This is a genomic window from Paenibacillus xylanexedens, assembly GCF_007676705.1.
GTDB lineage: Bacteria > Bacillota > Bacilli > Paenibacillales > Paenibacillaceae > Paenibacillus > Paenibacillus xylanexedens_C.
Genome location: NZ_VEBF01000004.1, coordinates 275,280 through 298,659 on the forward strand (window position 1 = coordinate 275,280; position 23,380 = coordinate 298,659).

General features: G+C 49.0%; 22 protein-coding genes and 1 tRNA gene. 19 read left to right on the forward strand and 4 right to left on the reverse strand.

The window, feature by feature from the left end; translation table 11 throughout:
- The first annotated feature begins 9 nt into the window (after nucleotides 1–9).
- The 3 genes from FS628_RS22565 to FS628_RS22575 are packed head-to-tail and all read left to right on the forward strand — an operon-like array spanning nucleotide 10 to nucleotide 4,715.
- A complete protein-coding gene (locus tag FS628_RS22565) occupies nucleotides 10–1,626 on the forward strand; it encodes a glycoside hydrolase family 43 protein (RefSeq protein ID WP_145325224.1) in 1,617 nt (538 codons plus the stop codon).
- Between the two features lie 32 nt (nucleotides 1,627–1,658).
- A complete protein-coding gene (locus FS628_RS22570) occupies nucleotides 1,659–2,480 on the forward strand; it encodes a polysaccharide deacetylase family protein (RefSeq protein ID WP_145325225.1) in 822 nt (273 codons plus the stop codon).
- A 57-nt stretch (nucleotides 2,481–2,537) separates the two neighbouring features.
- Nucleotides 2,538–4,715, forward strand: coding sequence for a glycoside hydrolase family 88/105 protein (locus FS628_RS22575; protein ID WP_260871145.1), 2,178 nt, complete (start codon nucleotides 2,538–2,540; stop codon nucleotides 4,713–4,715).
- A gap of 185 nt (nucleotides 4,716–4,900) precedes the next feature.
- On the opposite strand, the gene FS628_RS22580 is transcribed toward FS628_RS22575, so the two are convergent.
- The gene (locus tag FS628_RS22580) at nucleotides 4,901–5,776 is read right to left on the reverse strand and encodes a DUF72 domain-containing protein (protein ID WP_145325227.1); all 876 of its coding nucleotides are present in this window, start codon (nucleotides 5,774–5,776) and stop codon (nucleotides 4,901–4,903) included.
- A gap of 447 nt (nucleotides 5,777–6,223) precedes the next feature.
- On the opposite strand from FS628_RS22580, the gene FS628_RS22585 reads away from it, so the two are divergent.
- The 5 genes from FS628_RS22585 to FS628_RS22605 all read left to right on the forward strand — a co-directional run bounded on the left by FS628_RS22585 (nucleotide 6,224) and on the right by FS628_RS22605 (nucleotide 10,514).
- The gene (locus FS628_RS22585; RefSeq protein WP_145325228.1) at nucleotides 6,224–6,967 is read left to right on the forward strand and encodes a class I SAM-dependent methyltransferase; all 744 of its coding nucleotides are present in this window, start codon (nucleotides 6,224–6,226) and stop codon (nucleotides 6,965–6,967) included.
- A 25-nt stretch (nucleotides 6,968–6,992) separates the two neighbouring features.
- Complete coding sequence (locus FS628_RS22590; protein ID WP_145325229.1) at nucleotides 6,993–7,976, forward strand: MBL fold metallo-hydrolase; 984 nt, start codon at nucleotides 6,993–6,995, stop codon at nucleotides 7,974–7,976.
- Between the two features lie 230 nt (nucleotides 7,977–8,206).
- A complete protein-coding gene (locus FS628_RS22595; protein WP_145325230.1) occupies nucleotides 8,207–8,623 on the forward strand; it encodes a hypothetical protein in 417 nt (138 codons plus the stop codon).
- Complete coding sequence (locus FS628_RS22600) at nucleotides 8,620–9,663, forward strand: FAD:protein FMN transferase (RefSeq protein ID WP_145325231.1); 1,044 nt, start codon at nucleotides 8,620–8,622, stop codon at nucleotides 9,661–9,663. The genes FS628_RS22595 and FS628_RS22600 overlap by 4 nt, the downstream gene beginning before the upstream one ends.
- A 197-nt stretch (nucleotides 9,664–9,860) precedes the next feature.
- Nucleotides 9,861–10,514 (forward strand): ferric reductase-like transmembrane domain-containing protein, encoded by a 654-nt coding sequence (locus FS628_RS22605; protein ID WP_186327925.1) that lies wholly within the window; start codon nucleotides 9,861–9,863, stop codon nucleotides 10,512–10,514.
- Nucleotides 10,515–10,678: 164 nt separating this feature from the next.
- On the opposite strand, the gene FS628_RS22610 is transcribed toward FS628_RS22605, so the two are convergent.
- A complete protein-coding gene (locus FS628_RS22610) occupies nucleotides 10,679–11,245 on the reverse strand; it encodes a phosphatidylglycerophosphatase A family protein (RefSeq protein WP_145325233.1) in 567 nt (188 codons plus the stop codon).
- Nucleotides 11,246–11,485: 240 nt separating this feature from the next.
- Between FS628_RS22610 and FS628_RS22615 the strand changes: the two genes are divergently transcribed.
- From FS628_RS22615 to FS628_RS22650, 8 genes are all read left to right on the forward strand, one after another.
- A complete protein-coding gene (locus FS628_RS22615; protein WP_145325234.1) occupies nucleotides 11,486–12,541 on the forward strand; it encodes a GerMN domain-containing protein in 1,056 nt (351 codons plus the stop codon).
- A 118-nt stretch (nucleotides 12,542–12,659) separates the two neighbouring features.
- Complete coding sequence (rph, locus tag FS628_RS22620) at nucleotides 12,660–13,415, forward strand: ribonuclease PH (protein ID WP_145325235.1); 756 nt, start codon at nucleotides 12,660–12,662, stop codon at nucleotides 13,413–13,415.
- A 1-nt stretch (nucleotide 13,416) separates the two neighbouring features.
- Entirely contained in the window at nucleotides 13,417–14,040 is a 624-nt protein-coding gene (locus FS628_RS22625; RefSeq protein WP_145325236.1) for an XTP/dITP diphosphatase, read from the forward strand.
- 351 nt (nucleotides 14,041–14,391) lie between these two features.
- Nucleotides 14,392–15,234 (forward strand): STM4015 family protein, encoded by an 843-nt coding sequence (locus FS628_RS22630; RefSeq protein WP_145325237.1) that lies wholly within the window; start codon nucleotides 14,392–14,394, stop codon nucleotides 15,232–15,234.
- 5 nt (nucleotides 15,235–15,239) lie between these two features.
- Nucleotides 15,240–16,457 carry an STM4014 family protein gene (locus FS628_RS22635; RefSeq protein WP_260871146.1) on the forward strand — a complete coding sequence of 406 codons (1,218 nt, stop codon included), beginning with the start codon at nucleotides 15,240–15,242 and terminating at the stop codon, nucleotides 16,455–16,457.
- On the forward strand, nucleotides 16,450–17,235 hold the full coding sequence (locus tag FS628_RS22640) for an STM4013/SEN3800 family hydrolase (protein ID WP_145325239.1): 786 nt from the start codon (nucleotides 16,450–16,452) through the stop codon (nucleotides 17,233–17,235). The genes FS628_RS22635 and FS628_RS22640 overlap by 8 nt, the downstream gene beginning before the upstream one ends.
- A 16-nt stretch (nucleotides 17,236–17,251) precedes the next feature.
- Nucleotides 17,252–18,640 (forward strand): STM4012 family radical SAM protein, encoded by a 1,389-nt coding sequence (locus tag FS628_RS22645; protein WP_145325240.1) that lies wholly within the window; start codon nucleotides 17,252–17,254, stop codon nucleotides 18,638–18,640.
- The gene (locus FS628_RS22650) at nucleotides 18,637–19,500 is read left to right on the forward strand and encodes an STM4011 family radical SAM protein (protein WP_145325241.1); all 864 of its coding nucleotides are present in this window, start codon (nucleotides 18,637–18,639) and stop codon (nucleotides 19,498–19,500) included. Before FS628_RS22645 ends, FS628_RS22650 begins: the two co-directional genes overlap by 4 nt.
- Before the next feature lie 91 nt (nucleotides 19,501–19,591).
- On the opposite strand, the gene asnB is transcribed toward FS628_RS22650, so the two are convergent.
- A complete protein-coding gene (gene asnB / locus FS628_RS22655; protein ID WP_145325242.1) occupies nucleotides 19,592–21,436 on the reverse strand; it encodes an asparagine synthase (glutamine-hydrolyzing) in 1,845 nt (614 codons plus the stop codon).
- A 193-nt stretch (nucleotides 21,437–21,629) separates the two neighbouring features.
- Between asnB and FS628_RS22660 the strand changes: the two genes are divergently transcribed.
- Nucleotides 21,630–21,929 carry a hypothetical protein gene (locus tag FS628_RS22660; RefSeq protein ID WP_145325243.1) on the forward strand — a complete coding sequence of 100 codons (300 nt, stop codon included), beginning with the start codon at nucleotides 21,630–21,632 and terminating at the stop codon, nucleotides 21,927–21,929.
- Nucleotides 21,930–21,959: 30 nt separating this feature from the next.
- Nucleotides 21,960–22,316 carry a hypothetical protein gene (locus FS628_RS22665; RefSeq protein WP_145325244.1) on the forward strand — a complete coding sequence of 119 codons (357 nt, stop codon included), beginning with the start codon at nucleotides 21,960–21,962 and terminating at the stop codon, nucleotides 22,314–22,316.
- Between the two features lie 169 nt (nucleotides 22,317–22,485).
- On the opposite strand, the gene FS628_RS22670 is transcribed toward FS628_RS22665, so the two are convergent.
- A complete protein-coding gene (locus tag FS628_RS22670) occupies nucleotides 22,486–22,779 on the reverse strand; it encodes a DUF4870 domain-containing protein (protein WP_145325245.1) in 294 nt (97 codons plus the stop codon).
- Between the two features lie 280 nt (nucleotides 22,780–23,059).
- On the opposite strand from FS628_RS22670, the gene FS628_RS22675 reads away from it, so the two are divergent.
- Nucleotides 23,060–23,133, forward strand: a tRNA-Arg gene (locus FS628_RS22675).
- Nucleotides 23,134–23,380: the final 247 nt, after the last annotated feature.

The following is a 23,380-nucleotide window of genomic DNA, read 5'->3' on the forward strand; positions in this document are numbered from 1 at the left end:
AGTGGAAGTATGAATACAGCTCAATCTGACCAACAAAGACTGGACCCGGTCTGGGTCGCAGATCAGGGTGACGGTACATACCGCAATCCGATTCTGCATGCGGATTATTCGGACCCGGATGTGATTCGTGTAGGGGATGACTTCTATATGACGGCCTCCAGTTTCTCGCATACACCGGGCCTACCTATTCTACATTCGAAGGATCTGGTGAATTGGAAACTTGTCCGATACGCCATAGAACGGCTTGATCTGCCAGGATACGATGTACCTCTTCATGGCAAAGGCGTATGGGCACCCAGCATTCGGTATCATGACGGAAAGTATTGGATTTTCTTCAGCACACCGGATGAGGGCATCTTCATGACCACGGCGGATCACCCTGAAGGCGAGTGGTCGCCGCTGCATCTGGTTCATGAAGTGAAGGGCTGGATCGACCCTTGTCCTTTATGGGATGAGGATGGGCAAGCCTATCTTGTGCATGCTTTTGCCCATAGTCGCAGTGGAATCAAGAGCAAAATCCAAGTGTGCCGGATGGCTACGAATGGCAGGAAGCTTCTGGACGAAGGCATGATCGTCTTTGATGGGACCGAACATCATCCGACCATTGAAGGGCCCAAGTTCTACAAGCGCGATGGGTATTATTATATCTTTGCTCCGGCTGGTGGTGTGAAGCCGGGGTGGCAGACGGTTTTGCGTTCCGAACAGGTATTTGGGCCATATGAGGATCGAATTGTGATGCATCAGGGATCTTCCTCTGTGAATGGGCCTCATCAGGGAGGATATGTGGAGCTGGAATCGGGTCAGTCTTGGTTTATTCATTTTCAGGATCGGGATGCCTATGGCCGCATTGTTCATCTACAGCCGATGACGTGGACGGAAGACGGCTGGCCTGTCATTGGAATTGACTCTGAGGGCACGGGAACAGGGGAACCTGTGGGTGTGCACATCAAACCAGATGTAGGAGCAGAGTATCCGATTACTGTACCTGAGGTATCCGATAATTTTCAGGCTGATCGTCTGGGGCTGCAGTGGCAATGGCAGGCGAACTCCCGTCCTGAATGGGCTGAGGCAGGTACAGAAAGAGGGATCGTATTGCCTGCTCATCCATACCCGGAGGGCGTTCAGTCTTTGTTTGGTACACCTCATCTTCTCTTGCAGAAGCTGCCTGCCTCTGAATTTGAAGCGACAACCCGGCTCACGTTCCTGCCTGAACAGGAAGGGGATCAGTCAGGTCTCATCATGTTTGGTGATTCGTATGCAAGCCTGTGCCTGTTACAGACAGAAGACGGAACCGTTCGGTTATCGCTGATTCGCGGAGCCAAACGCGCAGACAGCCATCTGCATGCAGAAGAATGGGAGGAAACGGGACTGGACTGGGAGGGCCAGGGTTCGCAGGCAACCGGCTGGACCATTCATCTTCGGCTTACCCTGACAGAACCTGCTTTGTGCCAGTTTAGCTGGAGTGAGGACGGAGGGGAGTTTCAGCCAATGGGTACACCGTTTAGCGCAACAACAGCCCTCTGGGTTGGAGCGAAGATGGGTATCTATGCTGTAAACACACGGTTTGCGAATCGTGGAGGTCAGGGTGTTTTTCGCTATTTTAATGTGAAGGAAATTCAGAAATAGGGAGCAGGAAAAGAAGCAGAAGGAGGAGCAAGATGGGACATCGTATTCAGTTTGACCGCTATCCAGGTGGTGTGATGAAAGCGTTAACGCTCAGCTATGACGATGGAGTGGTGCATGATCGCAGACTGGTGGATATCTGTAATCGGTATGGACTGCGGGGAACATTTAATCTGAATTCCGGTACCCTGGGCAATCCAGGCCGCATCGAGCCGGGGGAAGTCGCGGAACTGTACGCCGGACATGAAGTAGCTGTTCACACCGTTACTCATCCTACACTGCCTTATGTTCCGAATGAATTGCTGACCGAAGAGATTATTGAGGACCGAAAAGCGCTGGAGAAGCTTGTCGGTTATCCCGTACGAGGTATGGCTTATCCCAATGGAGGGTACGACCGTGCGTTAAGTACGAAGCTGGAGTGGCTTGGCATCGATTATGCTCGTACTGTTGAATCTCATGGCAGATACACATTGCCAGATCGGCCCCTTGAATGGCATCCGACCTGTCATCATAACCATGATCTGGCGGCTCATGCCGAACGTTTTATCCAACATTCCAAAACAGGTACGCCACTATTACTCTACGTCTGGGGTCACAGTTATGAGTTCAATGACAATGACAACTGGGAGATTATCGAACAGTTTGGTGAGCAGATTGGCGGCAGGGACGATATCTGGTATGCCACGAACATCGAAGTGATCGCCTATTGGAAAGCGGTGCAACGACTGGAGTGTTCAGCCGATCGATCCATCATCCATAATCCGTCTGCCATCCCGGTTTGGTTCACAGCAGATCAGCAGGTTGTTGAAGTGCAGGGCGGAGAGACATTGCGGCTAAGCGAACGAATCAAGGTATAAGGAAGGGAGCTGACGATCATTCGTTATTTTCATGAGAACGAGGCGATTGCAGGCAAGGTGTACGATTCAATTCCGGATATATTGACTACGGTGGCTCAGCGTTATATTGGCGATCATCCGAAACATTCATTTTTGTTCAGAGCCTATCATCAGGGAGGTTTTCGCAGGCTTGGCGATTATCGCTATGACCTGAATCTGAATGAGAAATGCGTAGAGGCGCATGCAGGGCAATACGTGTATGTATGGGGCAAGTTATGGAGCGAGCAGAGTACAACGTTAAATACGGGCCTGAACTGTTATAGTCCGGTGACGATCTATGTGAACGGCGAAGAGGTATTCAAGTCTGAGTTGTTGCAGGAATTATTTCCTGAGCGAAGAACCCAGATTCCGATTTCCGTGAACTATGGCTGGAATGATGTGTTGCTGTGTTTTGTCAAAACAGAAGTGGGATTCGGCGGTATTTACGGAACAGCCTCTTTCAAAAATTTCCCGCTGCACTTCCTCACTCCTGGGGCAGATCGTCAAGGACAGGAGGGCTGGTTATATTCGGGACCCGTCGATGAACCTGTATTATCTCTTCCTCGTGACGGTATGACGGAAGAAGAAACGGGCCTTTCCTGGTATCCGCGCAGGGGCTGGACAGACGAGGAGCGGAGCATGGGTTCTTTTGCACGAATCTTTGGTCCAGAACAGCCCGCTGTGGCCTACGCATGGTCCAAACTGGATGTAACCTTGCCAGGATCAAAGCCAGTTATTTTAAAAGGCCGTCATGATGGTGCTTTGACCTTATATGTGGATGGCACGGAAATATACTCTGCTGGAAGTAGCGGTAATTTTCACGTTGAACTCCCACGCCGTTACGGTTCCTCGGATTTGGTCGCAAAAGGTGAAATTCAAGCACTTGGTGGCTCCTGGGGATTCACTATGGAAGAGGCCGAGCGTTCGGGTTCCACAGGCTGGAGACTGAAGCCTCCTCATCCGGTTGCGGGATGCACGGACCCCTGGCTGTACACAGGTGTGTTTGCTCCCGGCGCTGAGCCATCCCACGCCGATATTGTGCGAACAGATACCGTATTTGATGATGGCGCACAAGGTGTGTATTGGCGAGTAGATCTTCCCGATACGCATGTTCGTCCCTATCTGGAGAACACACATTACGGAAAGTGGAATTATCCGCTAGGCGTCACCCTGCTTGGACTTCTCCAAACGGGACAGGAATTGGGACGTGATGATTACATTCAGTATGTGCGGCAACATATTGAACTGAGCACTTCATTTGACCGCTATGGTCTGTGGGATCGGGAAGGGTACGGTGCGGCAGGAATCAATAATCAGCTGTCTGCCATCGACAGTCTGGATGATTGCGGTTCGTTCGGATCTACGTTGCTTGCTGCGATGGAATTCGGCGATATTCGTGGGGGAAGAGATACCGCGGATCGAATTGCGGGCTACATTACGGATGAGCAGGAACGTCTGGAGGATGGCGCCTTTTACCGGGTACGAGGCAGTGGGGAGATGCGTCAGGAGACGATGTGGTGTGATGACTTGTACATGAGTACACCTTTTCTGATGCGTTATGGTCAGTTGACAGGTGATGCGACGTATTGGGATGATGCGGTCAATCAGTTCCTGATGTTCCGTAAATACCTCTACCTTCCCGATCAACAGATCATGTCCCATGTGTATGATTTTGTACGTGGTCGGGCGACAGGTATTCCGTGGGGACGGGGTAACGGCTGGGTGCTATTCTCCTTAACCGAACTGTTGTCCATTCTGCCGCATGATCATGTGAAACGGCCGGAACTGTTATGTTTCTATCGTGATTTAAGTCAGGGTTATCTGGCGCTGCAAGGGAAAAATGGACTTTGGCATCAGGTGTTAAACCGCCCGGATTCGTATGAAGAGACCTCCTGTACATCGATGTTCATCTACGCCTATGCCCGTGGAATTCGGGAAGGGTGGCTAGAACAACCGGAGCCTTATCTGGAGGCCGTACGCAAAGGATGGGAAGGCATGACTCGCTTGTCGATTGACTATAAAGGTAATATATACGGGGTATGTCGCGGTTCCGGGTACTCGTTTACCGCCTTGTATTATCGCGATGATCTGGGATGGAATCTGAACGATACCCATGGAATCGGCATTGTGCTCTTGGCTGGCATTGAAGCGCATAAGATGAATCAGCAGCTCTCCAAGGTGTCTATCGATTCTTCGGTTACGGCTGCGCAGCGCTAGTGCTTGACGTAACGGAACGGATATTTGCGGATAGCCTTCAATAGGTAGATACGAGCTGAAAAAGCGGCAAAGCCCCAAGGCTTGCCGCTTTTAGTTGATTCCAATTTCGAATCCGATCTGCATGATAGCAATAACATACACGTACCTTCACCCTACAATGTGAATAACTCCGTCGTTAACACGGGTCAAAATAATTCCAGTTGCTCTGGTCCTTCTTCCTGCTCAGGCTCAGAACGGTCAGGAAAAGGCTTCACCGGCAGGTCCAGCAGGTCCATCATCATCTGGGCATTCGCCGCTGCATCTCCACCGGAGTTGTTGTTGAAAATAACGTAGACATCCTTGCTCTGCTCCTGCAATTGCTCCAGATAACCTTTCCACTCCAACAGCTCTTCCTTGTTGTAACGGTACAGGTAACGGGTCTCGCGCCAATTGGGCGCACCATTCTGATGCCAGCCAGACACGTTTCGTCCGTGCATACGAACCAGCGTCATCTCCGAATCCGTCGCCTGTGGCACGATGGGGATAGAACCTGGACCCGCCTGAGGTTCGTCACAGACGCTGTGAATCCAGCCTTGCTCTTTCAGGAACGCAAGCGTGCGCTCTCGCATGCCACCTTCATACCAACTGCGATGACGGAATTCAAGTGCACACGGAATGCCCTCCATTCGAAGTTTCACTTCACGAAGCTCTTTCACGTTGTCTTTATTGCACTCAAACCAAGGTGGATATTGAAACAAGGCTGCCTGCATTTTGCCGGCTTCAATGACAGGCTCCAGTGATTCCCGAAAAGCCTTATACATCTCCGACGTGCTGGTGAAATATGGTTTGCCTCGCAGATGTCCGGTCATTCCCTGGTAGGCTTTGATGATAAAAGCAAAGGATTCGGGCGTCTCTGCAGCCCACCGTGCCATTCGATCCCGTGGTTGAACGGCGTAGAAGGAACTATCCACCTCCACAGTGGAGAAGTATTGACCATATAGACTGAGCTTGTCTTTGGCTTTGGTACGGTTCGGATAGAGATCTTCCTGATCCCCCCATCCGGTAAGTCCGACGCGAATCATAAGAACACCTCCTGTTGCTTATAGTACGCGTTCAAAAAGACCGGTTTTCAGTACCGAGAAGATTGGATGAAGGTAGAAATGGAGTAGCGGAGCGGAGGAAAACTACGTGAGCAACCGCAATGTTTCCGAAGGAAACATACTTCGTAAGCCACCACTTATTTCGGCTGAATTCCATATTCGATGCTGATGATGCCGATAGGCATCATTTGTAATCAAAAGCGGGCTTTTTGAACAACCTCTTATACTTAACCGATTCGCAGGGGTATGCGTATGTTAAACATTATATCGTGTGCATTTTGGCTCTTCAATGCGGATGATATGTGGGATTTTTTGAGTTTGCAGAATAAAGACGTTACAATAACTTAAAAGCTTAGGGGAAATGATCAGGCCTTTACAACAGCCGTATGACCGACAGAGGGCCAGTGACCAAGTGGAGGGCGAGAATGGATGACGGAATGGTATGAAAAGAGTTTTGGAGAAGATTATCTGCTCGTATACAAGCACCGGGATGTACAGGGTGCCTATCAGGAAGTACATAAAATGATCAAGTGGTTGAAGCTTGAGCCCAATGCTGAAGTATTGGATCTATGCTGTGGTATGGGACGGCACTCATTAGCACTTGCGGACGCAGGATTGCGAGTGACCGGAGTCGATCTTTCCGATGTGCTTTTGCGTGAAGCTCGCCTAATGGATGACGAACACCGAGTAACGTGGTGCCATGCAGACATGCGTGAACTCCCCCTGAAAGGCGGCTTCGACGCCGTAGTCAATCTGTTCACATCGTTTGGTTATTTCCTTGAGGACGGAGAACAACTGAAAGTATTACGTGCCATTCATCGCATGCTTCGGCCGGGTGGCAGCTACATTATTGATTTTATGAATACAGCTTATGTGACTCGTCATCTGGTTCCGCACTCGGTTCGAGAGGATGAAGGGCAGCGGATTGAGGAGTTTCGCAAGATTGAAGAAGGATTTGTGCAAAAGGAAATTCGCATTACGGATACCACATCCGGACATGAACCGCGGGTATATCAGGAACGTGTGAAGCTGTATACAAAGGATCAACTGAGTGAGCTGTTAAGTGAAGCTGGACTTCAGGTAGATCAGGTTCATGGCGGCTATGATGAAGAGAAGTATGACGAGCAGGCTTCTCCGCGTATGATTTTTGTGGGTCATCGTCCTGTGGAGTGAACAGACGTCTGGAAGGGGAAAACGTATGAAGCGAACAGAAGAGATGTCCATGACAGAGGGCATACATCGGGTCAAGATTACCATGTCTTTTCCTTTGCGATGGGTGAACAGTTATGTGTTGTCTGAACCGGATGGAACGATCACTATCATAGATCCGGGACCACGTAATTCGGAGACGGAACAGGAGTGGCATGAAGCACTGGCAGAACTTGGCCTGTCCTTTAGCGATATTCATCAAATTGTGCTGACCCACCATCACCCGGACCACCTTGGGTTGTCGGGATGGATACAACAGATGACGGGTGCACCCGTTCGAATGTCCACACGTTCTCGCCAAGAGGCTGATTATATGTGGGGACCTGATTCACGCATCAATACAATCTTACCTGATTATTATGGTCGTCACGGTATGCCGGAAGACAAGACCGAGCAGATACATGAACATATGAAGGCATTTACTTCGCAGATCACACCACTTCCGAATGTGACTCCCATTGAAGACGGTGAGTGGCTCGATATGGGCGGGAAACGTTGGGCTGCTGTGGAGACGGGTGGACATGCCCCAGGCCATTTATCCTTTTATGCGCCGGAGTCGATGGAGATTCTGTGCGGAGATGCCGTATTGCCACAGATTTCACCGAATATCAGTCTGCAACCGGGCAGTGACCCTCAGCCTTTATTTTCTTATATGGAAGGATTGCATCGTCTCGGGGCTCTGAATGTCAAGCAGGCGTACCCGGGACATCGAAATCCATTTGCCCAGTTCAGCGAACGCACAGCTCATTTGCTTGCTCATCACGAGGAGCGCCTTCAGAAGATGTCCGAGCGAATTTACGAGTCACCGGCGAATGCGTATGACATCTGTGTATATATGTTTGGCAATCGGCTCGGTACCCATCAACTGCGGTTTGCCATGAGTGAGACGTTGGCCCATTTGCAGGAGTTAATTCGACGCGAAGTGGCGAAGCAAGAGCAACAACCGGATGGCACGTTCTATTTTCGAATCTAACGAAATGATGAAATTAATATGAAATGATAATAAGCTCCTACATAAAGGCTTTGTACAGGAAATTCACCTGTTCAGGGTCTTTTTTAGTTTGACACGACTCCCGTGAAATAAAGCTTTAGCCTCTCTTAACCGTTCATTCATCTATTTTTAAGCCAGCGCGCCTATGATACATCTATGAACTTCGCTAGGGCGTGTCTTGAGACACACCCTAAAGAAAGCAGGGAAGAGCGATGACCAGAAGAAAACGGAATCAATGGAGAAAATGGCAAGCTTCAGCGGCAGCAACGTTGACCGTGGCTGCACTTTTTCAATATGTAAGGACCTCGGATGCCTTTGATGTGGCCTATGCAGTAGCGAATGGCACAGATACAAGCGTTACTGCTTCAAGCCAAGTGAATACACGTGATGATGTGATGGATGAATGGATCAGCAGTACAACGGACAACAACAACTGGAACACGCAGGACAACGACAATAATGATCGTCAAGATAATGGAACATCCGATAGCACAGAAGCCGCTGGATCGAATCAGAGCATGGGTAACAAGGGAAGTTATTCAGATGCTCAGCGTTTCGGGCAAAATAACCAAGATACAGACTCCGGATACAGCAGTGGCAACTATCAGTCACGCACGGGTGCATCATGAGCCGCACGGAGCAGGTTGCTCGTTCGCTCAAATTTCAATTCCGTGCAATGAACACGGATGTTGAAGTGCAATTATCCGCTGGGCGGGAAGAAGCTGAACATGCAGCGACCTTGGTGAAGAATTGGTTTGAGACGCAGGAGCAACGATTCAGCCGATTTATGGCAGAGAGTGAATTGAATCGTCTGAATGGTTCGACCGGATGGATGCCTGTCTCGGCTGCGATGGATGAAGTTTTGAGTCTGGCGTACGGTTATATTGGACTGACCGAAGGGATTTTTCAGCCGGGAATCTCGCAGGCTCTTCAGGCTTCGGGATACGATCTGTCCTTCGAGAAGGTGCAACAACGACAACCGCAACGTCCATTGCTTGAACGCATATTGCGAACGAAAACACCTGAATCATCAGCGATGATGGAAGATCGATATGACCACAGCCGTCCGAGTTGGATTCAGCGGGAAGGTAGCCGGATGGTTCATCTGGACCCCGGAGCTGAGTTGGACCTGGGAGGCATTGTTAAGGGATGGGCAGTGGAGCGCATCGCAGACTGGTTGCAGCGAACATTGCATATTCCGGCGGGTTTGATTAACGCGGGTGGAGATATCCAAGTATGGGGCACATCAGACCATCCCCAGTGGACCTTGGAAGTAGCAGATCCCTTGCATGATCAGGAGAATGTGTCAGGTGTGGTTCGCATACAGCGAGGAGCTGTTGCCACTTCAGGTGTTTCCCGCAGACAATGGCAGAATACGGACGGAAGCCTTGCACATCACCTCATTGACCCACGGACGATGGAGCCGGCAGATACGGACGTATTGCAGTGTACCGTTATGGGACAGCATGCTTCGCAATGCGAGATCATTGCCAAGACGGTCTGTATTTTGGGGAGTGCCGAAGCGGTGGGCTGGTTAAACCGACATTACGATCGGCATGACATCCTATGGATGACACGGGATGGGATTACTTATTTTAGAGGAAATACGGATACGCTCGCTGAGCACTGGCCCGGTTTTGATCCGGATCATCGCTTCAGTCTGATCTAGGACGTGTCTCAAAACTCGCTGAAGTGCATCTTTTACCGCCTTTTCGCCCCCTGCTGCGTCACTTTCCCTTGACGTGCCCCGGCACGCCTGCGGAAAACTTCCTGGCTTGGAACGAAAATTCGGCAAAATCTGCTTCCTTCGGAGTTTTCAGACACGCCCTAACTAGGACAAGTCTAACAGATATGGGGGAGCCGGTTATGGCACAATGGATTGTAGATTACCTGCCGACGTGGAATATCATTCGAATTAGTGGGATTGCTGCTTATGTGCTGCTCTTTGCTGGTGTGTTTCTGGGCATTGCTCAAGGGATGCCTATCGCTAAAGGCAAACCGAAAGCAGCCATGTTCAAATGGCATACCCGAACGACCTGGCTCGCCTTCGGACTTGGACTTGTGCATGCGTTGACTTTATATATTGATCACTACAGCCCGTTTACCTGGGGAGAACTTCTAATTCCTTTTACCGCCTCCGTGCATCCGATCGGCAGTGGTCTGGGAACGTTAGCCTTCTATGGATTAGTGATCGTCCTGTTATCCAGTGACCTGAGGAACAAGCTGGGCCGCAAATGGTGGTTCATGTTCCACATGCTGTCCTACCCGGTGTTCATTGGTCTGCTGGTTCATGGCATGGTGACGGGAACAGATTCTGGCAATATCATCATGCGGATGATGTATGTCTTCACTGGACTCAGCATCCTCGGCATCACTGTGCTGCGTGGCATGATGCGAGAGCGCAAAGGCCCGGAAATCACGATTGGACCCAAATGGACACCATCTGAGCCAGCTGCCGAAAAGAAGTGGGTTGAAGGTTATGGTTTGGCGGGAACGGTACGACCTAAACATCTGAAATAATAACATGTGGATTATCCAATATGTATCGTTACACATGCAAAAGAAGCGGCCATCAGGCCGCTTTTTTCATGAGCAGGTATTTTATTGAACATAACAGTTATTTCACCAAGCATCCACACACATGTTCAATGTTCTACCTGGCTTCAGATATGAAACGAGTTACGTTATACAGCATCATCGCTGACAGGTTTTTCTCCCAGCGCTTCTTCAAGCTCGGATTGTTTGCGATGGGCAATACGACTGCTCGCTGCCGATGCAATCGCACCGACAATATCATCTAGGAACGTGTGGACAGGCCCCAGACTCTTGTCGTTCAGTCGTTCAAGCACCCCTGGCTTCAGCTTGTCCACATAACCATAATTCGTAAATCCAATGCTGCCATATACATTGACGATAGAGAAAGCCAAAATCTCATCCACGCCATATAGTCCTTCATCGTTCTCAATCATCTCCTGCAAAGGAGATATGAGTTGACCCTGTTCTGCCAGAATATCGAGCTGAATACCGGTCAGGACAGCGTTCTGTACCTCGCGTTTACGGAGAACCTTCTCCACATTTTCAATACATTCTTCCATCGTAAGATCAGGGTAGTACTTTTTTTGCAATAACATAACCAGTTCTGCGATCTCAGGGATCGTGACGCCCCGTTTATGCAGCCATTCCCGTGTTGCTTCCGCGACCTTGCGGCTATTCAGGCTGTAAGGGATTTTTTCTTGCTCAGGATGTTCCATGGGCGATTCCTCCTCTGAAGTTAGCAATGTCCCTACTCTTGCTTCCTAATACGTATTAACCTGTTTTACGTTTCTTTAAGATATTGGATTATCGCAAGAAAAATTTCAGCTGAACACGGTCTGTCTTCTGTGAAAGTGCGTCGATAGATGTTTTTCTTATTATCTTTTAGTTATTTTTTGGACAAAGGCTCGTATACATGGTAGTACAAACTGTAAAAATGAATGAGGGGGAACGTGATCATGAGAAAGATCCATTCTTTGCGTACGGTATCGGCAGCAGCGCTGCTGAGTATTCCTATGGTATTGTCAGGCTGCGGCATGTTTGGAGCACAGTCTTCCGAAGCTGTTGATCCACCACCGCCTATCCAGGAAGCAGCCATGATTCAGGCAGCCGAAGGGAATGGTGCACTCGCAACGCTCCCATTAACGACGGTATATCTGCAAGACCAGCAGGGGCTGCTCGCTCCGGTTTCCCTGACACTTCCTTCTGGAACAGATGCCAGCAGTCCGAAGACAGCACTGGATACACTTGTTACAGGTGGGGCTTATGCAGGCATGTTGCCTGAAGGATTTCAGGGCGTTCTCCCACAGGGAACGGTTGTTCAGAATGTAACGATTCATGCGGATGACAAGCTGGCGGTCGTGGAGTTCTCGGGTAATTTTGCCAAGTATGATGCGAAGGAAGAACGGAAAATGCTAGAAGCTGTCACGTGGACATTAACGGGAACACCTGATGTGGAGAATGTGCAGATCTGGGTGGATGGCAAAAAGTTAACGCAAATGCCGGTGAACAGCACGCCGTTGCCTGAACCACTGAATCGTGCTGTGGGAATCAATCTGGATCTGGGTGATGCGTTTGTGACCAACAGCAGTCCGGTAACGGTCTATTTCTCCGCTGCTTCGCCAGCAGGCATCCAATATTATGTTCCGGTTACACGTCTGGTCACACCTGGTGAGGATCGGGTGCAGGCGGCATTGAACGAGCTGATCAAGGGACCTGACAAAGGCGGGGAATTGGAAGAGGTCATGACAGGCGGAACAGAGCTGCAATCGGTCAAAACGGCTGAGGATGGCACGGTAACGGTTGCGCTGAAAGACGATATGTTTGCCGAAGGGGATATCGTGCCAAGTGAGCTATTACAGTCCGTCGTATTAACTACTGCAGAGAATACAGCCAGCAAGGATGCCAAAGTGCAGATCCAATGGAACGGCCAAAAAACGGTCATGGGTGACGACAACAGGGATTACAGTGCGCCAGTTTCCAAGCCTGAATATATCAACGAAATTCCGATTTAATGAGCAAGGAATGCTTAAGGATGCTTTTAACCGAACTCTTTGGTAAAATATAAGGGATTAGTAAAAGTGTGAACAAGCTCAACATTACAGGATGCTTAAGTCGTAGGAGGCAGAAAAAATGAGATCAAACGGACGAACCAGCGAACAGCTGCGCCCGCTGAATTTAACAGTAAACACGAATAAATACGCCGAGGGCTCTGTACTGATTGAAGTTGGAGATACAAAGGTGATCTGTACAGCTACAGTAGAAGAACGTGTTCCTCCCTTTATGAAAGGGCAGGGTAAAGGCTGGGTAACAGCTGAATATTCCATGTTGCCACGTGCAACACATACCCGGAACCAACGTGAAGCCAATCGCGGCAAATTAACTGGACGCACCATGGAAATCCAGCGTCTGATTGGTCGGGCACTGCGCTCGGTAGTTAATCTGCAGGCTCTTGGTGAGCGTACCATTACCCTGGACTGTGATGTCATTCAAGCCGACGGAGGCACACGCACAACGTCCATTACCGGTGCGTTTGTAGCGCTGGCGCTTGCCGTGAACAAGATCTCCCAACAGCACAAACTGCAAGTGTTCCCAATTACGGATTTCATTGCAGCGGTAAGTGTGGGTGTTGTGGGTGAACATCCTGTACTGGATCTGAACTATGATGAAGATTCCAAAGCCAAGGTAGATATGAACCTGGTGATGACAGGCGGCGGTAAATACGTCGAGCTTCAGGGAACAGGTGAGGAAGCACCATTTGATCGCCGTGAGCTGAACGCGATGCTGGAACTGGGCGAGCAGGGAATTCTGGAAATGATCGAGCGTCAAAAAGAAGTGCTTGGACCGGTTGCGCTCAAGATCGGCGCACGTGGATTAGGGGAAGCCTAAGATGAGTTTGGACAGCCCAATTCTCATTGTCGCAACCCGCAATGCGGGTAAAGTCCGTGAATTCGCTCATGCTTTCGCACCGCTTGGCAAAGAGGTTAAGAGCATGTTTGATTATCCGGAGCTGCCGGATGTGGTAGAAGATGGCGTAACTTTTGCGGAGAATGCCTGGAAGAAAGCCAAGGCGGTTGGTGATGCGCTTGGTTTGCCCGTTCTGGCAGATGATTCAGGTTTATGTGTAGACCTGTTGGACGGTGAGCCAGGAGTATATTCAGCGAGATATGCAGGCGAAGGAGCAACGGATGCACAGAATAATGCGAAGTTGCTGGAGACGCTGGAATCGTTGAAATCCGGTGAGGACACCGAACAGCCGCTATTGAGTCCGGCTCGTTTCGTCTGTGCGCTGGTACTGTACGATCCGACAACAGGTGATAAGTATGAAGCAGAAGGTACTGCGGAAGGCTGGATCACGGCTGAAGCTGCAGGTGCTGGCGGATTTGGATATGACCCACTCTTCTATGTACCTGAATACGAGATGACGATGGCAGAGTTGACACTGGAGCAAAAGCAGACGATTAGTCACCGTGGTCATGCGCTGAGAGCGCTCGTATCGAGACTTGAAGGCTGAGACTTAAACGAAACATCTTGATTTAACTTCATGATATGTGAACATCAAAGCGTTAATGGAAGGACAGAAGCATTCCGATGGGGATGGTTCACCCGCCATTAACGCTTTTTGTATGAAATGAAGTGTTTGATCGGGTTTGGTGAAGGTCCATCCATATACCTAATTGAAGATAGCTATTTCTGCGACTGTATATCGAACATATGTTCTTGTGCCTACATGAGAAATGGTTTACATTGCACGATTGGGAATCTACTTGGGACTGGAGTTGGAAGAAGTTGCAAGCCTTGTGTGGTATGGGGTAACATTCAAATTAACGAATCATATATGAACCTTAAACGGAGGGAATTGCTCATGCAAGAAGTGAAGCTGGTTGTATCCTACGATGATTATGAGGACGGCATTCGTATGGAAAAATTAATTAAGGAACTGGCGGCTAAACCGGAGGCCAGCTCACTGGAAAGTCTGGTCATTGGAGATTGGGGACAGGCTTATGAAAATTCGCCTGACGAGTTCATGGATACACTCATTGAGTCGGCTCCAAGTTTTCCGTCATTGAAGAAACTGTTCATCGGAGATATGGGATTCGAAGAATGTGAAGTATCGTGGATTATTCAGACGAATCTCACCCCGCTGTTGGATGCTTTTCCAGAATTAAAATCATTCTCTGTAATGGGGAGTAGCGGCCTTAGTCTGGAACCGCTCCAGCATGCCAAGCTCGAAGAATTGATTATTATTTGTGGTGGGCTGCCGAAAGACGTGTTATCTTCAATCACCCATGCCAAGTTGCCTGAATTGCGTAAACTGGAATTATATCTGGGCGTCGATAATTATGGTTTCGATGGTTCACTTGAAGATGTGATTCCCCTTCTGGAACAAGGATTATTTCCAAAGCTCGTTTACTTGGGGCTGAAAGATAGTGAAATTCAGGATGAGATTGCCAAAGCAGCAGCTGAGGCGCCTATTCTGGACCAACTTGAAGTACTCGATTTGTCACAGGGCACGTTGTCTGATGAAGGGGCTGAAGCCCTGTTTGCCAGTGACAAGATCAAGAAGTTGAAACACCTCGATCTAAGTTACCACTACATGACCAATGAAATGATCAGTCGCTGGAAAAGCTCTGGTATATCCGTAGATGTTAGTGACCAGCAACAGAGCGATGAGGATGACTGGCGCTACCCGTCGTTAACGGAATAGTTGATGTGCATGATCCAACGGAAGATCAGCCCTTATTGTTGATTGGAAACCCAACTAATCGCCGAACCCAAGGGTTGCAAGAGGCCCGAAATAGATTGGGTTTGAAACCTGCGGTTGTACTGCCATATGCTCAATTGCTCCAGAACTGGAGACACGGCGGAACGATCGCTGATACAGTTGATTCCAGTCTGCCTGTACCCCTGATTCGGATTGATGCTCCTGGTGAGGATTGGGAAGTAGAGCGTGAATTGCTATTCCTTGGAGCTATGAACGATACGCCACCTATATTGGATGGAATGGGTGCAGAAGCAATCTCCACAGAACAGGTACTTGCATTGGAACAGGAGTGGGGAAGAATCTACGCTCCTGCCCAGTGGTTCCGTGGCTGGAAAGCATGTCTGGATCGAATGGGCCGTGAGGCTCGTGAAATATGGCCTGAAGTCCGATTCATGAATGATCCTGGTGACATCCAACTGATGTTCGACAAGAGAGCATGTCAGCAGCATCTATCTTCTCATGGGGTTCAGGTACCTCCTACGCTCCAGTCTTCACAGCCGATCCGAAGTTACACCGACTTGCGTACAGCTATGCAAAATGCCGGTATGAACCGTGTGTTTGTAAAGCTCGCAAGTGGCTCCGGAGCCTCAGGCGTTGTGGCGTACCAAGTTAACCCGCGTACGGGTGACGAAATCGCTGTAACGACGACGGGAATGGAACAGGCACAAGGCAAGGTGATTTTCTTCAATGAGGGACGTTTACGCAAGTATACCCGCAGTGAGGGGATTGCTACGCTGATGAACTGGTTATGTGCAGAAGGTGCACAGATTGAACGGTGGATGCCCAAAGCCACGCTGGATCAACGGGCATACGATATTCGCCAACTGGTTGCGGGTGGACAGGCAGGTCATGCGATTATGCGGTTGAGCCGTACGCCGATTACCAATCTGCATTTGCGTAATGAACGAATGCTGCCTGCTGAAGCAGGGCTGGATGAGCAGCAGATGTCACTAGTTCGGACGGCAGCGCAGGCAGCCATGTCTGCATTTCCCAACTCGTGGTCAGCAGGGATTGATGTGATGCTTACTAGTGGTGCGAACCCGCTTGCTTATGTACTGGACGTGAATCCATTCGGAGATTTACTGTACAGAGTCCAACATCATGGACTTGGAACCTACGAATGGGAGATGGAACTTTTACGAAAGGAGCCTATTCAACATGACTGATATGAACACCATTGTGGGCTCCCATGATCTGTTAATGATTACCTTGGATACTTTACGATATGACGTAGCCAAGCTGGAAGAGGAGAATTGTCCTAATCTGTGTGGTTCGGGTCCATGGGAGAAGCGTCATACCCCGGGCAGTTTTACATATGCAGCGCATCATGCTTTTTTTGGTGGTTTTATGCCCACTCCTGCCAATACAGACAAGGCATCTCACATAAGGCTGTTTCATTCCCGGAATACCGGACTCAAGACACATCCAAACACCTGGCTATTTGATACACCGGATATCGTCTCTGGATTCGCGGCTGAAGGTTACCGTACCATCTGCATTGGCGGCGTCATCTTTTTTACGAAAAAGAATCCGCTTGCGAAAGTATTACCCGGCTATTTCCAACAGAGCTACTGGCGAATGAACTTTGGGGTAACCAATCCCAAATCGACAGAGCATCAGGTACAGCATGCATTAAAGCTGCTTGAACAGACGCCTCCGGATGAAAAGATATTTTTGTTTTTGAACGTGTCTGCCATTCATGGCCCCAATCGGTACTTTGTAGAAGGAGCCAAGGAGGACTCGGTGGAGACTCAGCGTGCTGCACTTCGATATGTGGACGAGGCTCTGGGACCATTGTTTGAAGCGATGAGGAAACGCGCCCGTCCTGCCTTTTGTTTAGCTTTTTCCGATCATGGTACAGCTTACGGTGAAGATGGGTATCAAGGACACCGGCTTGCGCATGATGTGGTCTGGACCGTACCTTATCGAGAATTTTTATTATAGAGACAGGAGGAGACCGATGGACAAACAATTACAACATACGACAGCAGGCCATTCCACACCGTCTGGATCCAACATAACTACAGGTCTCAGTGAAGTGCTGGCATTCCCGTATCGTTCTTACTTATATTCATACCCGCACAAGACCGCATATCGGGAGCTTGACCCACCACTGCCGCTGGGGCCACTGTGGGAAAAAGAGAATACGGATACGTATTTTTTATATATGCACATTCCCTTTTGCGCTGCTCGTTGCGGATTCTGTAATCTGTTTACACTGCCGGATCGACGGGATGATACCCATGAACGCTATGTGGATGCGCTGGAACGCCAAGCGAAGCAGTGGGCACCCATTACTTCTCGCAGACCGTATTCGAGATTCGCGATTGGTGGGGGAACGCCTACATTATTGAATGAAGTTCAATTGAATCGTCTGTTTGATATTGCTGAGCATGTGATGGGGCTGGACCCCTCGCAAGCATCAATATCAGTGGAGACGTCGCCAGATACGGTTACGGAAGCCAAGCTGGCCATTATGAAGGAACGAAGTGTGGATCGTGTCAGTATGGGTATACAGAGCTTTATTGAAGCTGAAGCATCCGCCATCTATCGTCCACAAAAACCGCAGGAGGTCGAACGAGCGCTTGAGAAGCTTACTCGGTATGATTTCCCATTATTGAATCTGGATCTGATCTATGGTCTGCCAGGGCAAACGGTTGAATCGTGGATCTATTCACTGGAAAGAGTGCTAGCCTACGAACCGGGCGAGATCTTTATCTATCCCTTGTATACACGGGAAAATACGATCGTGAAGCCTGATGATATTCGCCGTCAGGGACCGGATATTCGGATGGAGCTGTACAAAGCTGCACGTGAGACATTGAAAAGCAAAGGTTATGTGCAATATTCGATGCGCAGATTTGCCAGGGAACAGTCGTCCTCGAAAGCACTTCTGCCATACAGCTGTCAGGAGGAAGGCATGGTTGGTCTGGGATGCGGGGCTCGCTCTTATACCAGTGAAGTACACTATGCTTCCAAGTATGGCGTGAGTTACAAGGCCACGCAAAGCATCATTGCCGATTATGTGGCAACTGAGCGCTACGATGTGGCGGATTATGGTATTGTGTTAAGCCGTGAGGAACAAAGACGTCGCTTTATTCTGAAAGCCTTGCTGCATCGGGAGGGATTGACGTTGTCTGACTACCATGAGCGTTTCGGTACCGATGTGATGTCCGACTATGACTGGTTAGCAGAACTGTTGACAGTGGGTATGGCCGAGCTGGAGAATGATGAGGGCAAGCAGGTATTGCGTTTGACTGAAGAGGGACTGGGTTACTCCGATGCGATTGGAGATTGGCTTATATCTGCCGAAATTCGTGAACAGATGGAAGGGTTTGTTTTCTCATGAGAGCAACTTTGTATTATCGGGGGAAGTTGTCTTCCTGTAATTACGACTGTCCATATTGCCCGTTTAGCAAAACGGTGGACTCCAAAGAGACGTTGGAAGTGGATGAACAACAATTGCGTCAATTTGTGAATTGGGTCAGGGAGCAAGAGAGTGCCGGGCATCAATTTTCGATTTTCTTCAATCCCTATGGTGAAGCTTTGGTGCGTCGTTGGTACCGTGAAGCCATGATTGAACTGTCACATATGCCACATGTGGATAAAGTTGCGATTCAAACCAACCTGTCCGTCAAGCTGGATTGGGCGAGGGAGTTAGATGCGAATAAAGCCGCCTTTTGGGCGACGTATCATCCTCGCGAGACAAAAGAGGATTCTTTTGTAAAACAATGTCTGACCTTGCGTCAGATGGGGCTTGCTTTTAGTGTTGGTACAGTGGGACTCCGCAGTGCATTCCCCGCCATCGAATCCATGAGACAGGCTTTACCGGATGATGTGTACATGTGGGTTAATGCATTTAAAGATCGGCCGAAGTATTATACGCCGGAAGAGATTCAGTTTTTACGTGGGCTTGATCCGCTTTTTGAAGGCAATCTGCAGGACTATGAGAGTTTGGGCAAGCGATGTGCTGCCGGTTCGGAAGTATTTTATGTACAAGGGTCAGGGCATGTGAAGAGGTGCTACAAGGATCGCCGGATCATTGGGCATTTGTATCGTGATGGTTTGCAGGCTTTGTCTGCGGATCGGCCATGTCGCATGAAAAAGTGTGGCTGTTACATTGGTTATATCCATATGGAGGATTCTCCTTTCAGGGATACGTTTGGCAGTGGGCTGCTTGAACGAAATCCAGTATTAATCAACCGATAAAGATTGATCGGTGTAGAAACAATAGGACGTTTGGTGAACAACAGTTACGCTGTTCACCAAACGTCTTTTTTATGAATGATAAATGGTCATTCTAACGAATGGCAACTTTATATGTCCGTAACCAAGTGTTGATCTGAGTCAGATATGCAAATAACTGCGGACCTGACATTAACTGTCCGAACCAGGGAAGATTGGAAGCTGCATCGGGCGAAGATGCAAGATTACGGATCTGAGCTTTGTCGATCAAAGGCAAAATAGGGGATGTGGGATCATCCAGGATATCAAGTACCTGTTGTTTGACCGCAGCCAGGTATTGTGGATTATGTGTTTTCGGGTATGGACTCTTTTTGCGGTATAACACATCGTCAGGCAGGACACCTTCGAGTGCTTTACGCAGAATGCCTTTTTCCCGTCCGCCCGTTATTTTCATTTCCCAAGGGATGTTAAACACATATTGGATCAGACGGTGGTCACAGTAAGGTACACGTACTTCCAATCCTGCCCCCATACTCATCCGGTCTTTGCGATCGAGAAGAGTAGGCATGAAACGTGTGATATTCAGGTAAGACATCACCCGCATTTGTGCAGCTTTGCCCGTTTCCCCATCCAAAAGAGGTACTTCAGCTACGGCATCAGAATAGCGGTCTGCGAGATAGTCGAGTGGCCGAATCCATTCCCGAATGTCCGGGGATAACAAGGCTGCTCGCATATCAGGCGCTACAGACCAAGGAAACGTACCGGAGTTCAGCATATCTTCCCGATGGAACCAAGGGTAGCCGCCAAACACTTCGTCCGCCGCTTCGCCTGAAATGGCAACCGTGGCTCCTTTTTTGATTTCCTTACAGAACAGATAGAGCGAGGAGTCCACATCCGCCATGCCGGGCAGATCCCGCACAAGCATAGCCTGTGTCAGTGCATGAACCAGTTCTCCGTTTTCGATCTCAATCCAGTGATGATCGGTCTTGAGTTCATCTACCATTCGCTTAATCCACGGTCCATCTGCTCCCGGCTGGAAGGAATGGGCCTGGAAATGCTTGGCGTTATCTACATAATCGACAGAATACGTACTGACTTGGCCTTGCCCCGTCCGGTTATAATAATCCACGGCTAATGCAGACAAGGCACTGGAATCCAGTCCTCCTGATAAAAGTGAGCAGACAGGAACGTCTGATGCCAACTGGCGCTCCAGTGTATCTTGCAAGAGGGTTCGCACTTCGGCGGCCGTCTCTTCCAGGTTATGTTCGTGATTGTGGCTTTCCAGTTTCCAGTAGGCATAGGTACGAATTCCGTTTCGGTTGTAGATTAGCGCGTGCGCAGGCTTGAGTTCGCTCAGTGAAGAATACACCCCGTGTCCGGGTGTCCGGGCGGGCCCTACAATGAAGACTTCGGCTAATCCTTCCGGGCCAACAGCAGCTTCCACATCCGGATGAATGAGCAGTGCTTTGGGCTCTGAGCCGAATACGAGGGTGTCTTTTGCATTACTGTAGAACAGAGGTTTCACGCCAAGGCGATCCCGTGCGATAAAAACCTGTTCACGTCCCCCATCCCAAATGGCAAAAGCAAAAATACCGTTAAACCGGTCAACGCATGCCGGTCCCCACTCGATATAAGAGGCGAGCAACACTTCCGTATCACATTGCGTACGGAACTGATGCCCCCGCTGGAGCAATTCCTTTTTCAACTCGGGTGCATTGTATAGTTCTCCGTTATACACGACGGTATAGGAGGTATCTCCTTGTAACGCATGCATGGGCTGTGCCCCGTTCTCGGGGTCCATCACACTAAGACGCCGATGTCCAAAGGCACAAGGATTGGAGATCCATGTACCTGAAGCGTCGGGCCCCCGGTTCGACAAGCTGTCCGTCATCCGGACCAGCAGCTCTGATTCCTGGGTCAAATCCCGATTCCACTGTATGAAGCCGGTAATACCGCACATGGTTGTTCATCCTTTCTTGGTCGAGTCATTCTTCCGTATGGCTGCTTGAATCAATGACAGCCAGCAAATGTTGTCTTTTTCGTCAGAAGTCGTAACAAATATATGCCGAAAGCAGGCATAAAATGTCTGTCCTCTTCGGAAACTAGTTCTAGGGACAACGGCCTTAACATGCCTGTGAAGGAGAGAACATGCAATGGACAGTATGAAGTATTATGTGTCTGTCATGGGCCGCTCCGTTATTCCGGATCCGTCTGTAACATCGTATGAATGGATCATTCAGGCAACACCACAGGAAGCGGAGCAATTACTGGGACTGCTCAATCTCATGCAGGAAAAGGAGGAAGAGGCCTTTCCTGGCATGGTATTCCCATGGCCGGATACACCGGAGGAGTCCGTAAACCGGGCGTATGAAACGGTATTACAACAGGTGTATCGGGAGATTTATCGATTGGGCACACCAGAGACGCGATACCAGATTGAACAAAGTACATGATAAGCACAAAGGAAAAGGAGCGCGATACGAATGTATGCCATTCAAGATGCCAAAATACGCAGATTAACTGAGGTAGATGGGTTGTCCTGTGCAGAGGTTGAAGTGCAGCCTGGAAATGCCGGAGACCCGTCATTACTTGTATACGTGGCCTCCACTCAGCCCGGAAATTCGCTGGAAGTTGTTCGAATTGTACGTAATCACTCCGATTCGGCGATCGACTGGTATAACAATAATATGCATACCGCATTTGAAGAGGCGACAGAAACCGCCTTTGAGAACAGCGAAGGCATTACTGCCGAAGAAGATAAAGCTCGGTTTCAAAGTGAACTGTTTGCCTTTGGTTTGCTTGGTCCAACACTTCAGCGCTATCTGATTGGGCAGGCTTAACAGGGAAGGCACCTGCAACAACATGTGGTGATTGCGGGATAGGAGTTAGACGTTGAACTGTACAGCGTACACATTGACCTTCTTCTATAATGCACCTGTAACTAGAAAACCCCGCCGTTGTTGAACGGCGGGGTTTGTTATGCGAGGTCAGATCCAGGTGGAGAGGTAATCAAGCATACTCCCGAAGCACTTGAATTCCTTTGACCACGTTATAAACAAAGCTTAATCCGTAGATCACAAAGAATAGGATGACAAACCCGACGGCAGAGCCCAGGCTATGCGCTGTCACGAAGAAATAAAATAGCGGAATGGCAGCGAGAAACGGGAATACATGTGAGAATAAGGCGCGTTTGGCATGTCCTTCAATGTAAGCATCCTTGGTAACAATCCATATAATGATCGGAAACAGGAACGGGGCAAAGAAAATGCTGAAATAGGATAGGGCTGATAAAAGTTGTCTCATGACGATTCTCTCCTTCAATGGAACATTGAAATGTATGTATGCAAAAGATTACCCAGCAATCCTGACATTGAAAATGTCTGATGTTAATCCTGCTCAAGTAGTACCCATCTCCTCAATATAGCCCGGTTCAAGCTATCATATTCCGAAGGGTACTGGAGTATGAAAATAACACGGAAAAGTACAGTTATAAGTGTAATTATTAATTTTTTTATAAAACTATTGAAAAATATAGAAAACAGAGTATAATAAGAACCGCGCCGAAAATTTATTATACATATTTGTCTCAGTAGCTCAGCTGGATAGAGCAACGCCCTTCTAAGGCGTCGGTCGGGGGTTCGAATCCCTCCTGGGACGTAAAAAAGAAAACTTCCTTCGGGAAGTTTTTTTGCGTTCAAGGGAAGAGAACCCCAACGGTTCGTCGAAGCATTCGCTTCGTTAGCACTACTTCGCAGTCTCGACTGGAAGGAGAGTATCCCTCCTGGGACGTAAAAAGAAAACTTCCTTCGGGAAGTTTTTTTGCGTTCAGGGGAAGCCTTCTATTGGTTTTTCCTATAAACAATATAGAATCTATATATTTAAATAATAAACAATTCTGTGTCAC